Origin of the sequence: Bradyrhizobium sp. CCBAU 51765, from assembly GCF_015291725.1 — a bacterium.
Taxonomy (GTDB): Bacteria; Pseudomonadota; Alphaproteobacteria; order Rhizobiales; family Xanthobacteraceae; genus Bradyrhizobium; species Bradyrhizobium liaoningense.
This window is the reverse complement of record NZ_CP030038.1, coordinates 3,209,152-3,220,862: the sequence shown is the minus strand read 5'-3', so window position 1 is coordinate 3,220,862 and position 11,711 is coordinate 3,209,152. Positions and strand designations below refer to the sequence as shown.

12 protein-coding genes and 1 pseudogene are annotated in these 11,711 nt (G+C 63.0%); 5 read left to right on the top strand and 8 right to left on the bottom strand.

Going from position 1 to position 11,711, the window contains the following annotated elements:
- Together XH96_RS15350 and XH96_RS15345 are read left to right on the top strand one after the other, a co-directional pair.
- A complete protein-coding gene (locus XH96_RS15350) occupies positions 1-306 on the top strand; it encodes a ferredoxin family protein (RefSeq protein ID WP_061882850.1) in 306 nt (101 codons plus the stop codon).
- Positions 303-1,619, top strand: coding sequence for an FAD-dependent oxidoreductase (locus XH96_RS15345; RefSeq protein ID WP_194393220.1), 1,317 nt, complete (start codon positions 303-305; stop codon positions 1,617-1,619). The genes XH96_RS15350 and XH96_RS15345 overlap by 4 nt, the downstream gene beginning before the upstream one ends.
- 26 nt (positions 1,620-1,645) lie before the next feature.
- On the opposite strand, the gene XH96_RS15340 is transcribed toward XH96_RS15345, so the two are convergent.
- Together XH96_RS15340 and cysE are read right to left on the bottom strand one after the other, a co-directional pair.
- Positions 1,646-1,864: a DUF3126 family protein gene (locus XH96_RS15340; RefSeq protein ID WP_007602550.1), complete on the bottom strand. Its 219-nt coding sequence runs from the start codon at positions 1,862-1,864 to the stop codon at positions 1,646-1,648.
- A 134-nt stretch (positions 1,865-1,998) separates the two neighbouring features.
- A complete protein-coding gene (gene cysE, locus XH96_RS15335; RefSeq protein ID WP_028180886.1) occupies positions 1,999-2,823 on the bottom strand; it encodes a serine O-acetyltransferase in 825 nt (274 codons plus the stop codon).
- A 280-nt stretch (positions 2,824-3,103) separates the two neighbouring features.
- On the opposite strand from cysE, the gene XH96_RS15330 reads away from it, so the two are divergent.
- Positions 3,104-4,462: a hypothetical protein gene (locus tag XH96_RS15330; protein ID WP_194393219.1), complete on the top strand. Its 1,359-nt coding sequence runs from the start codon at positions 3,104-3,106 to the stop codon at positions 4,460-4,462.
- A gap of 372 nt (positions 4,463-4,834) precedes the next feature.
- Complete coding sequence (locus XH96_RS15325) at positions 4,835-5,404, top strand: TMEM175 family protein (RefSeq protein WP_194393218.1); 570 nt, start codon at positions 4,835-4,837, stop codon at positions 5,402-5,404.
- A gap of 479 nt (positions 5,405-5,883) precedes the next feature.
- Here XH96_RS15325 and XH96_RS15320 read toward each other — a convergent pair whose 3' ends face one another.
- From XH96_RS15320 to XH96_RS15310, 4 genes and pseudogenes are all read right to left on the bottom strand, one after another.
- Positions 5,884-6,123 carry a hypothetical protein gene (locus tag XH96_RS15320; RefSeq protein ID WP_194393217.1) on the bottom strand — a complete coding sequence of 80 codons (240 nt, stop codon included), beginning with the start codon at positions 6,121-6,123 and terminating at the stop codon, positions 5,884-5,886.
- 711 nt (positions 6,124-6,834) lie between these two features.
- Positions 6,835-7,044 (bottom strand): cold-shock protein, encoded by a 210-nt coding sequence (locus XH96_RS15315; RefSeq protein ID WP_028180113.1) that lies wholly within the window; start codon positions 7,042-7,044, stop codon positions 6,835-6,837.
- Positions 7,045-7,648: 604 nt separating this feature from the next.
- Positions 7,649-7,849: pseudogene (locus XH96_RS39135) on the bottom strand (hypothetical protein); the annotation flags it as partial.
- A gap of 85 nt (positions 7,850-7,934) precedes the next feature.
- Positions 7,935-8,273, bottom strand: coding sequence for a hypothetical protein (locus XH96_RS15310; RefSeq protein ID WP_246790089.1), 339 nt, complete (start codon positions 8,271-8,273; stop codon positions 7,935-7,937).
- A gap of 182 nt (positions 8,274-8,455) precedes the next feature.
- Here XH96_RS15310 and XH96_RS15305 point away from each other — a divergent pair, with 182 nt between their 5' ends.
- The gene (locus XH96_RS15305) at positions 8,456-9,391 is read left to right on the top strand and encodes a LysR family transcriptional regulator (protein ID WP_194393215.1); all 936 of its coding nucleotides are present in this window, start codon (positions 8,456-8,458) and stop codon (positions 9,389-9,391) included.
- A 57-nt stretch (positions 9,392-9,448) separates the two neighbouring features.
- On the opposite strand, the gene XH96_RS15300 is transcribed toward XH96_RS15305, so the two are convergent.
- Together XH96_RS15300 and XH96_RS15295 are read right to left on the bottom strand one after the other, a co-directional pair.
- Positions 9,449-10,204, bottom strand: a complete 756-nt coding sequence (locus XH96_RS15300) for an alpha/beta fold hydrolase (protein ID WP_194393214.1) — start codon at positions 10,202-10,204, stop codon at positions 9,449-9,451.
- A 116-nt stretch (positions 10,205-10,320) separates the two neighbouring features.
- Positions 10,321-11,457 (bottom strand): hypothetical protein, encoded by a 1,137-nt coding sequence (locus tag XH96_RS15295; protein WP_194393213.1) that lies wholly within the window; start codon positions 11,455-11,457, stop codon positions 10,321-10,323.
- Positions 11,458-11,711: the final 254 nt, after the last annotated feature.

Sequence of the window (11,711 nt, the reverse complement as noted above, 5' to 3'; positions counted from 1 at the left end):
ATGACATATGTGGTCACCGACAATTGCCGCGGCTGCCGTTACACCGAATGCGTGACCGTCTGTCCCGTGGAGTGTTTCCACGTCGACGACGCCATGACCTATATCGATCCGGAAAACTGCATCGACTGCGGCGGCTGCGCGCCGGCTTGCCCGGTCGGCGCGATCGAGCCGGACTATCGCCTCGCCGCGGACAAGAAGTACTGGATCGACGTCAACCGCAAGCGCGCGACCGAGACTCCCGTCATCAGTGCGCGCCTGCCGGCTCTGCCGGGGGCCGATGAACGCAGGCGGGCGCTGGGCCGATGACGGGGTCCGTCGCAAACGAAAGCCGCATCGCCGTCGTCGGCAGCGGACCGGGCGGCTTCTACACCACCGAGGCCCTGTTGCGCTCGGGCGTGCACTTGACGGTCGACATGTTCGAACGGCTCCCGGTGCCGTACGGGCTGGTGCGGTTCGGCGTGGCCCCCGACCACCCGAAGCTCAAGCAGGTCACAACGGCCTTCGACCGGATCGCCGCCATGCCCGGGTTTCGCTTCATCGGCGGCGTAACCATCGGAGACGACCTCTCGATCGCCGAGCTGCGCGAGGCCTATGACGCCGTTGTGCTGGCAACGGGCGCGGAACTGAGCCGGCCGCTCGACATCCCCGGCGAAGCACTCCCGGGCAGCCACACGGCGGGCGATTTCGTCGCGTGGTACAACGGACATCCGCAGTTTGCGGATCTGCGGTTCGATCTTCATCATGAGACCGCGATCGTCATCGGCCATGGCAACGTCGCTCTCGACGTGGCGCGCATCCTAGCCAAGACCGCGGACGAGCTGCGCCGGACCGACATCGCGCGCCATGCGCTCGAGGTGCTGGCAGAGAGCCGGATCCGCGAAATCCACGTCGTCGGCCGCGGCGGACCGGCGCAGGCCAGATTCACCGCGAAGGAATTGCGTGACTTTCTCGAGCTCAGCACATGCGACACATGCGTCGACATGCGCAACGTCAGCTCCGATGAATTCGAGCCGCGATCTTCCGACGATCCGGAGCTGACCGAAAAATTGTCGTTGCTGCGCGCGTTCTCGCAGGCCGCCGTGACGAAGCCGCGGCGCTGCGTTTTTCGATTTCGTCTGTCACCCGTCGCGCTCCGAGGACGAGGCCGCCTGGAGGCCATCGCCTTCAAGCAGGAATCGGGCGCTGTCGAGGACATCGCATGCGGCCTCTCGCTCAGCAGCGTCGGCCGGAAGACCACGCCGGTGGCCGGGGTTCCCTATGACGCGCATCGCGGCGTGCATGCGAACGTCGACGGACGTGTCGCAGCCGATGGTTCGGTGATCGAGGGCCTCTATGTCTGCGGATGGAGCAAGCGCGGGCCGAACGGCACGATCGGCACCAATCGCGGCTGCGGGATTGCGACCGCAGAGGCCGTCCTGGCGGATATCACCCATCGACGGCCGCACTCGGATACGCCTGATGCACTGCTCGCGCGCCTGACCGGCCGCGGCGCACGCATCGTGAGCTATCCGGATTGGGCCACGATCGACGCGGCCGAGAAGCGCAGGGGAGCCGCGCTCGGCAAGCCCCGGGAGAAGTTTGTCACGATTCCCGACATGCTCGCCGCGATGGATGCGTGACTCCGAGGCGCCGCAGGGCGCCTGCTCTACTCCTGATCGACGAGATCGTCCTCGAGGATCGCCATCTGGAACTGGAACGAGCGATCGTCATCCTCGTCGTCGACGAAGAGCACGCCAATGAACTCCTCGCCGATATAGACTTCGGCGGAATCGTCCTTCTTCGGCCGCGGCACGACGCGGATCTTGGGATTGCCGAATACGCGCTTCAGATACGCGTCGAGCTTCCTTACTTCCTTGACGTCCACGGCAAGTCTCCAATCGAAATCTAACGTGGCGGGGTTTTAGGACGAGACGCGACGAACCGCCAGCATGAATTACCAAAGAATTTGGGGACGACAAGGACCGGAGAATCCGGCCCTTCGCAACATCAAAGTCCGTCTCAAAGCCCCATGGCGTTGATCATCTGATCCATGGTGCGCGAAGGCTCGGCGCAGCCGGCTTCGCCGACGATCTTGGCAGGCACGCCTGCAACCGTGACGTTGTGCGGCACCGGCTTGACCACGACCGAGCCGGCAGCGATGCGGGCGCAGTGGCCGATCTCGATATTGCCGAGAATTTTTGCGCCGGCGCCGATCAACACGCCGTGACGGATCTTCGGATGACGGTCCTCGTTCTCCTTGCCGGTGCCGCCGAGCGTGACGCCGTGCAGGATCGAGACGTCGTCCTCGATCACCGCGGTTTCGCCGCAGACGAAACCGGTGGCGTGGTCGAGGAAGATGCCGCGGCCGATGCGTGCGGCGGGATTGATGTCGGTCTGGAACACCGCGGAGGCGCGGCTCTGCAGATAATACGCAAAGTCCTTGCGGCCCTTCAGATAGAGCCAGTGCGCGAGGCGATGGGTCTGGATGGCGTGGAAGCCCTTGAAGTAGAGCAAGGGATCGATGAAGCGCGAGGTCGCGGGATCGCGATCGTAGACGGCGACGAGATCGGCCCGGAAGGCGTTGCCGAGATCGGGATCGTCACGCAGCGCTTCGTCAAAGGTCTGGCGCACCAGATCGCCCGACAGCGCGGAGTGATCGAGGCGGTCGGCGACACGATGGACCACGGAGTCTTCGAGGCGGCTGTGGTGCAGCACCGTCGAATAGATGAAGGTCGCAAGCTCGGGCTCGCGGTGAACGATGTCCTCCGCCTCGCCCCGGATCCGATCCCAGATCGGATCGAGCGATGCGAGCTTTCCTCCCGGATTGACCTGATGCACTGCCATGCGATTTGCTCTCTCGAATTGGCCTCTTTTACCGGCTGTATAGCACAGTCCAGGCGACAAAGTCCTGACGGGCTTGCCCCAGGAGTGAACAGCACCTTGCCCCGCGGGGGTCCGCCAAGACTTTGAAACACAAGCATTTCTTCTGACGCCCCCAGGCGGCCAGGCCGGCTCAAAGTGGTCAGAGTTCTGCCAAATTCAAGCGGGGCGGCATCAAACTATTGGTGAATTCCCTCCGAGCCGCTATTGCAGGCGAGGTCCGAACGAGGGGCACGGAACCGATTTGACCATCACCACCGATCAATTGCGCGCACGCGCCGCTGATACGTTTTGGCTTCGGCTCGCGGCGGCGGCCCTGCCCCTCCTGATGATCGCGCCGGCGTTCTGGAACGGCTATCCGCTGTTGCAATGGGATACCGGCGGCTATCTTGCGCGCTGGTACGAGGGCTATCTCGTCCCCAGCCGCTCCACGGTGTTCGGCCTCTATCTGCACTATGGCGAGAGCTTCGGCTTCTGGATCAATCTCGCCATCCAGTCGCTGGCGACGCTGTGGCTGCTGCAACTCACGCTGCGTCTGCTCTCGATGATGCAGACCTTCCGCTTCGTCGCGATCAGCCTTGGCCTGATCCTGTCGACCGCGCTGCCCTGGCTTGCAAGCCTGCTGCTCACCGACATCTTTGCAGGACTTTCGGTGCTGTCGCTGTTCCTGCTGGTCATCGGAGGACAGCGCACGTCGCGGCTCGAAAAGATCGCGTTGTTTGCCTTCACCGCCTTTGCGGCCGCGACCCACAGCGCGACGCTCGGCGTGCTGCTCGGTCTCTGCGCCGCGGGCTGGATGGCGCGGCCGTTCGTGGGCAAGCGGCTTCCGCTTGCCGGATTGACACAGGCGAGCCTCACCATCGTTGCCGGCGGCCTGATGCTGGTGTCGGCGAATTATGCATTGTCCGGCAAGTTGGCCTGGACGCCTGGCGGCTATGGCGTCGCCTTCGGCCGCATGCTGCAGGATGGCATCGTTGCGCGCTATCTCAACGACCATTGCCCGCGCGAACGCTACAAGCTCTGTCCCTATCGCAACGAGCTGCCGGCGAGCGCCGACGAATTCCTGTGGGGCAAGAGCATGTTCAACACGCTCGGCCGCTTCGAAGGCATGAATGACGAGATGGGTTACATCGTCGTGCATTCGCTCAAGGACTATCCGGCCTGGCAAGCCGGCGCGGCGCTCCGCGCGATGGGCCAGCAATTGCTGCATGTGGCGACCGGCGAAGGCACCAATGGCTGGATCCCGCACACCTACGGCATCATCGAGCGCTACATACCCGCACAGGTCGCGCCGATGCGGGCGGCGCGGCAGCAGCACTGGGACATCGATTTCGTCTACGTCAACTGGCTGCATGTCCCCGTCGCGCTGGCCTCGATGCTGGGGCTGGTTTGGCTGCTCGCCCATGCGCTGGCGAAGCGCCGGCTGGACGACCTGACGCTGCTGGCCGCAACGGTGACGCTGGCCTTGCTCGGCAACGCCTTCATCTGCGGCGTGATCTCCGGCCCGCACGACCGCTACGGCGCGCGGATGGTGTGGGTGGCCACGTTCGTGGTGCTGATGGCGCTGGCGCGGCGGTTGGGCGAGGATGCCAAAGCGCGATGAGATTGGGGTGAAGCACCTTCGCGCTTGGTTTGTCCGAGCAGCGATCACATTCATCGCAAGCAACACTCAGAGCTGACCCAGCGTTCAACAGCCTCTCCGAGTCGGCAAAGAAGTAGACTCCGATAACAGCCCTTGGCGGACTCTGGGCGCTATCGAGCGGGCCGCTTGCACGTCTGCTCGCGACCCAACTCGGACATGGCCGGCCTATCCCAACAGCAACCAACGTGCTTTGATGATCACTATAGAAACGTAGCGATCCTTGCCCACAGGGCGCAATCTATTTGCGGCAATCCGATAGCTGAAAGCATGTCCTGGTCTCGTATCGGGCGGCTTTGAGGGGGAACGAGGTTGAAGCACATCGGTCTTTTCGAAATGCGTCGATTGGAGGCGTTGAGCAACACGATCTTCGGCGTTGCGATGACGCTGCTCGCCTATGATCTGCCGAAGGCGCGCGGTTTTGCGAAAGCGCCGAGCTGGATCGATCTGGCGAACGCCTATGCGCAGCCCCTCATCGCGCTGATGATCAGCTTCATTGTCGCGGGCATGTTCTGGTTCAGCCATCATCGGCGGCTTGCGGTTGCTCCGGAAGGCAGTCGGGGCGAAGTCTTCCTCAATCTGATCTTCCTGTTATCGATCATCATCCTTCCCGTTACGAATGGTCTTTACGGAACCTATCGGCTCGACAGCGTCGTCGCCGTTGTTTACGGGGTTCATCTGACTTTCGTCGCAACGCTGAACGCGCTGCTCTGGCTTCTGGCGCTGCGAGGGCGCGGCGATCCCGAGTTGCTGGCAACCGCGATCTTTCCGGTCTTCGCATTGGTGTTCGGAACGGTGATGGCCGCCGTCGCTCCATTCGTTGCACAATTCCTCTGGTGCTTGGCCTTTGGCGCGCCTCTGGCGGGCTGGCTGGCGGCCCGGCGTTGGCCGCCGAGAGCGAATTAGCCAACGCTTGGTTGGTCACCCGTGGCACCTGAGTCCGTTGTTGGCCCTTTGCGCCGGCTCGTCCAGCGTGCCGCCACGTCCGAGCCGAAGGGTAAGCCGGACCTCACAGGTGCCACCCAAAGTCGGCGCGAATGACCCGAGGCGACATCCGGCCCCGTCAAAATCTCTTGTCAGTGCTGTTTTAGTCGGAAGGTTACTGAAAATACGAAAGTTGATCTTCCGTTACGACGCGCTCGATCTTCTCGGACTTGCCCCTGATGCGGTATCTAACTCGTCCATCGGACTCGATGGGCATACATTGAATGATGGTATAAATCATCGGCGGTTCAGCGGTGGCACGTCCTTGCGGACCTTGGGGTTGGTGGCGAACGTCTTCATTCAACTTATAAGCATACGACATGTGTGACCTCAACGTTTGCGGCTTGGAGTGACGTAACGCGTACTGTCGGCTCTGGCTCGTAAATCGAATACGAGATGCTCTAGTCCTCGAGAATGGATTTTGTAGCCTCGAATATCTGTTCCGCTGTGCCTTTGATCGTGCCCTTGGCCCAGGCCTGAAACACGGTCACGTAGGCGCTCTTGTAAGCCTCTTCGTCTGCAGAGAAGTAGACCTCATCGGTGGCGGTATCCAAGACAAGCGCTCCTTTATCGATGCAAATTTCTTCGATTAGAACCAGTCGCTCTTCTTGCTCGGCGAGATGCCGTCTGACAATGCTCATTGAAACTCCTGCTTTGCGCTGATCCACGTTCTTCGGGTGCATCGCCGCCCAATGCACACGCGAATGACTTCATAGAGAGCTGGAACAAGCCGCTGAAAGGAGTGAGCGACATCACTTAAGGAATGACGCGCCTGGCATGGGACAAAGATGGCTCAGCCGGCTGGGGGCGTTGGCGGACGAATGCGCCATGAACGTCTCATCCGATCGCCGGCTGCTGGTCCAATCTGCCAGTTGCATCATCTCTCGGACGGGGAATTCCGCACGGGACCGATAATCAACCTGTAGGTGGGCACCGAAGCAGTGTTCCACGATTCCAGGGTCGCGCCGCAAACCGTGCACTCGAAGCTGGCGATTTGCCGACTGGGGGCTATTCCCTCGGTTCGACTATAGACGGCGCCGCACTGACAGGATCGGTGATGAGATTCGATCATGCCGATCTATGCGCCCGAAAGATGAAACAAGCCACGTCCAAATTCGATTTGGCTATTGAGCTCCGAGACAGAGACGCCTCGTCGTTTCACCTTTTCGGTCCGTTCAAGTTTTAGCTGGGCAACCACCGGGCCGAATGTCGAAGAGAAGCCACGACAGCTCACTTGACGGTCGCTTCCACGGGTTGAAGCAAGAACCCCGCCCCTGATGACTCAGGCGCGGGGGACCACAAGCTCTGCCAGTACATCCGTGGCTAGAGCAACAGGTCTGTCGTGCGCTTAACTAAGCAGCACGAAGATTTTCGGCAGCGGACTTGCCCGTACGACGGTCCGCGACGACGTCGTAAGACAGCGTCTGACCTTCGTTCAGGGTGCCCATTCCGGCGCGTTCGACCGCGCTGATATGAACAAAAACGTCGTTGCTGCCGTTTGCCGGCTGGATAAAGCCGAAGCCCTTTTGGGTGTTAAACCACTTCACTGTACCTGTATTCATCGGGTCTTCCTTTCGCATACGCGCAGGAGCTGGCGCGCGGACTTGCGGCCAGTGTTCCAGTTTGTCGATGTTGGAGAATGTCTGAAACGTGCGCGCCGTCAGGATCTGAGGCGAAAGCGGAGCAGTTGTTCGGCCAGTATCGATGCTTGAGACCATACATCAGTAATTGTGAGACTTCAAGGAGAAGCCAAGGTTCCCTTTTCGCGCGCTTTCCTGCATAGTTCGGCATGGCAAAAGCAAAAGTAAGCTTCAAACCACTTCGTAACTCAGAGGGCGACTGGACTATTGTTGCCGAGTACCCCGGCGCAGAACCCCGAGAAATCACGGGCTTCACGAGCAAAGCCGAAATCGATGATTGGATGAACGGGGAGCGCCGGATCGCTTGGCTCCGATCACAGGGTTACGCGAAGTGACGTGGTGATCCCTTCTTCCAACTGTCGCATTGTCGCTTCTGGCTTGTGGCGAAGATCTGGCCGTCATCGCTATTCCAGCCTGCCTAATTGGCTGGGTTATCGCTGACGGCCGAAGTTCTCGTCGCGGCAAGGCAGGCGCCTGACTGCTCCTGGCCCTTTGCCGACGTTCCTATCCACTTCGAACTGACGTCTCATATCCCCCCTTCGCAGACTCCCGGCACGCCATTCTTGTAGACCTTGTCGCCGACCGCCCGCATGTGGTCGCGGTTCGGAATGTCGAGCACTTCCGAGCCGGGGGATGATCGCGCGAGCGTGCTGTCGGAACCGGTGACGTCGTCGAGCGAGAGTGCTTCCAGCGCCTTCGCGACGTTCTCGCCGGGACCGGTGCCCTCTCACTACGGTGACACCAATCTCCGCATATCTGACAGATCTGGTCAGAGCCAATGATTGTGCACAGTCACCGTTCTCTGTAATTTTTCAAATTGCCTTGGCGAGCGCGAACAACCGGAAATCCTCGAGCGCCGCGTGCCGATGCGGAGCGACTTCGCGCCGGTAGGTCTCGGTGTCGACGATCGCGCGGAAGGTGGCGAAATCGCCGTATTCATTGATCGCCGCTTCGTCCCAGCGTTCGCCGGGCGAGCCGACGAGGCTCGTCAGGACCGGCCCGGAAAACATCCGCGCGAGCGGCTTGCCGGCCGCGAGACGCCGGAATGCCGGCCTGTAGCGTTCATTAAAGGCTTCGCGGCCCGAGCAGGGCGCGGCGTTGAATCCGTCCTCGTAACGCGCCTGCGAGCGGTAGCGCAGCAGATTGAGCATGTAGACCGGCTGGCCGGATGGAATCGCCCGCTCGGCGGCGTCGAGGGCTTGCAGAGTGATTTCAATGGGGTTCATCGGACTTCCCGCGTTTCCAGCGCCGCAGAATGCGGGCTGACGCTTCCTGTCTAGCCGTTCGGGAATGGCTCTTGTAGTGACCGCAAAGCCATGACTATGTGGACTGCATGTCCACAACGACTTTGCCTCCCGATCTCTCGCGTCTCCTCGCCTTCGTCCGCGTGGTCGAGGCGGGCTCCTTCGCCGAAGCCGCGCGGCGCGCGGGGACGACCACCTCGGCGATGTCCAAGGCGGTCGCCCGCTTCGAAAAGGCTCACGGCTTGCGGCTTTTGCATCGCTCCACCCATTCGTTGGCGCTGACCGACGAGGGCGACAGGCTGATGACGGCGGGACGCGCGTTGGTCGAAAGTCTCGCCCGTGTCCAGTCCGCGCTCGGCGAAGTCGCGCGCGACGATGGCGGACGGGTGCGCGTGACCGCCCCCGCCTCGTTCGCGCGCGCCTGCATCCTGCCGCGGCTGCCCGCGTTCCTGCGGGAACGGCCGGAAATCGAAATCGAGGTCAAGTTCCGCAACGAGATTCTCGATCTCGCGGCGGAAGGCGTCGACATCGCGATCCGCTCGGGGCCCCTCGACCGCGCGCCCGGCCATCAGGCGCGGCGGCTTTGCACGTTCTCCTGGATCGCTTGCGCCTCGCCCGCCTATCTGAAGGCGCGCGGCGCGCCGGCGACTCCGTACGAGCTTTCCGCGCACGACCACGTCGGCTTCCGGAATCCCGCAAGCGGTCAGATCCTGACCTGGCGCTTCGCCGACCCGCGCGGCAAAGCGCCCGTTCGCGTCACGCCCAAGCCCAAGCACATTTGCGATGACGCGCATGCCTCGCTCGCTTTGATGGCGAATGGGTTTGGGATCGGCTGGGGGCCAGCGTGGCTCATTGGCGAAGACCTTCGCACCGGCCGGCTGGTCGAGGTGCTTGCGCCATGGCGCGCGCCTCGCGAACCCCTATGGATGCTGCGCACGTCGGGCCGCCGCCCGCCCCTGCGCACGCAGCGCGTCATGTCGTTCCTCAGCACGCTTCCCGCCGCGTTCAGCGACAAGGCGGTGTGAAGCAGCGGTCGTCAGCGAAATTGAGGCGCCAGGAAACTATCTTGGCCCTTTGCCGGCTCAGCCGCGGCGGGAGAGGAAGTCGAGCACGCCGGTCTTGTAGACCTTGTCGCCGACCGCGCGCATGTGGTCGCGGTTCGGAATGTCGAGCACTTCCGAGCCCGGGATGATCGCGCCGAGCGCGCTGGCGCTTCCTGCGACGTCGTCGGCGCTGCCGACCGCGATCAGCACGGGCACGTCGATGCGCGCAGCCTCGTCCTTCGTCATGAGATCGCGCGTGCCGCGCAGGCAGGCGGCGAGCGCACGGCGGTCGGAGCGGGTCTGATCGGCAAACGCGCGGAACGTGCGGCCGACGGGATCGGTGACGTCCTCGAGCTCCGGCGCTTCCAGCGCTTTCGCCACGTTCTCGCCGGGCCCTGTGCCCTCGATCAGGCCGCCGATGCCGATGCCCCCGAGGATCGCCGAGCGCAGGCGCTGCGGCTCGTTGAGCGAGAGCCACGCCGTCATCCGTCCCCCCATCGAATAGCCCATGATGTCGGCCTGCGGGATGGCGAGGTGATCCATCAGCGCGACCACGTCGCCGGCCATGGTCGGGATCGAGTACTGTTCGGGCTCGTAAAGCTTCGCGCTTTCGCCGTGGCCGCGATTGTCGAGCGCAATCACGCGGCGGCCGTTCTTGCGCAGTTCCGAAACCCAGGTCGGATAGACCCAGTTCACGTTCTTGCTGGAGGCAAAGCCGTGCACCAGGACGATCGGATCGCCCTCGCCTTCGTCGAGATAGGCAATTTCAACGGCGCCGTTGTGAAAGCTCGGCATCATCAGTTCCGTGGAGTCTTTTGGGGATGGGTCGATCTTAGAGCATGATCCGGAAAAGTGTGCAGCGGTTTTCCGGCAACATCATGCTCAAACAATAGTCTCGAGCGCGTCGCAGTTCAGGCCGTGGTGCCCGCACCGGCCAGAGCGGCGTCAGCCGCGATCTGCGCCCGGCGAACCCGCCGCGCCCGCCTGCGATCGCACCAGGCCTGGGTCAGGCGCTCGGTCGTCGCCTTGATGGAGGACAGAAGGCCGAACAGCGTCAGTGCCGCACCGAGCAGCCAGAGCGCCAGATCGAACGCGCCGCCGATGAGCAGCAGCGCGCCCCGGCCCAGGAGCTTCATGATCGCGCGCGTCTTGCCGTCCTGCGCTTCCGCAAGCCGCGCCGCGCGCGCGACGTCCTTGGGACCCTCGGCCACGCGCAAGGTGTCCATCGCACCGCGCGTGCCGGTCTTTTCGGCGACGCGCGTGACGTCCTTGCCGAGCCGGACCAGCGCACCGGCCTTCTCGGCCCGGAACGCGGCCTTGATCGCGCTCACGGTCTGGCCAGGGCGCAGCACCGAGCCTGATACCACCGCGCTCCGGAGCATCGGCGCGTCGACAACCTCGCGCGCCGACCGGCCGGCCCATGCGGCAAGCCCCTCGCCGAGCCGTCCGACTTTGCGCGCATCCTTCACCAGCGTCAGTCCGGCGCGCACCGGCGCGGCACCGCCGACGGACACGTAGGTTGCCGCCGTCACCGCAAGGCCGGCTGCCGCAAGCCCGAGCACGAGACGGTCGGTGTCCTCGCCCATCGCGAGGTGCTTGCCCTCGCGCACCACGTCCCTGATGTCGCCGAACACGAACAGGTCGCCGGCCACCGTTCCCGACAGGCTCGCGACGTCGTCGGCGTTGCCGGTGACGAGACCGGTGGCGAAGCGTTTGGCGAAATGCGAGGTGGAGTTCTCCGCCTTGACGGCGTCGCTGACGCGGTTCAGGAGGTCGTCGGGGAGCGCGATGTTGCGATCGCGCGCCAGCGCAACGAAACTGTCGGCGAGATCGGTATCATCAGCCGCGAGTGCGGCCTCGATATTGTCCTGAACCAGCCGGTCGTTCTGCCGCAGCAGCGCATCGAGCTTCAGCTCCGACAGCGCGGAGGGATCATCCTGGGCAGCGAGGATCGCGCCGGCCTCACGGGCATGCGGCGCGACCTGCACGAGCATGAAGCTGCACGCCGCGATACCGGTCAACGCTGTGCTGATTCGCAGCCACTTCATGCGGAAAGCCTGGATGGTCCCTTCGGGTCGTTTGCGCCTGACGATTCGTCTTTCGTCGCAACTTGCAGTCGTCCATAGAGATAGTTTGCCAAAATTGCGACACAACGTCCCCGACGAAAGAAGGGCTTCTCTCAGGCCCCAAGATTGTGTCGAATTTGCATGAGCAAATGAGCATGGGGCAATTGCGAACCTTTCGGTTCCGCTGGACTAGCAATCAACTGTACCCGCAAGTATGGTCCGCGGCGCCTCAAAGA

Bases quoted from the DNA above. Each gene is read 5' to 3' on its own strand.
- XH96_RS15325 (WP_194393218.1), top strand. From the start codon at position 4,835: ATGCGTCGATTGGAGGCGTTGAGCAACACGATCTTCGGCGTTGCGATG.
- XH96_RS15350 (WP_061882850.1), top strand. From the start codon at position 1: ATGACATATGTGGTCACCGACAATTGCCGCGGCTGCCGTTACACCGAA.
- XH96_RS15345 (WP_194393220.1), top strand. From the start codon at position 303: ATGACGGGGTCCGTCGCAAACGAAAGCCGCATCGCCGTCGTCGGCAGC.
- XH96_RS15295 (WP_194393213.1), bottom strand. From the start codon at position 11,457: ATGAAGTGGCTGCGAATCAGCACAGCGTTGACCGGTATCGCGGCGTGC.
- XH96_RS15320 (WP_194393217.1), bottom strand. From the start codon at position 6,123: ATGAGCATTGTCAGACGGCATCTCGCCGAGCAAGAAGAGCGACTGGTT.
- XH96_RS15315 (WP_028180113.1), bottom strand. From the start codon at position 7,044: ATGAATACAGGTACAGTGAAGTGGTTTAACACCCAAAAGGGCTTCGGC.
- XH96_RS15300 (WP_194393214.1), bottom strand. From the start codon at position 10,204: ATGCCGAGCTTTCACAACGGCGCCGTTGAAATTGCCTATCTCGACGAA.
- cysE (WP_028180886.1), bottom strand. From the start codon at position 2,823: ATGGCAGTGCATCAGGTCAATCCGGGAGGAAAGCTCGCATCGCTCGAT.
- XH96_RS15310 (WP_246790089.1), bottom strand. From the start codon at position 8,273: ATGCTCAATCTGCTGCGCTACCGCTCGCAGGCGCGTTACGAGGACGGA.
- XH96_RS15305 (WP_194393215.1), top strand. From the start codon at position 8,456: ATGTCCACAACGACTTTGCCTCCCGATCTCTCGCGTCTCCTCGCCTTC.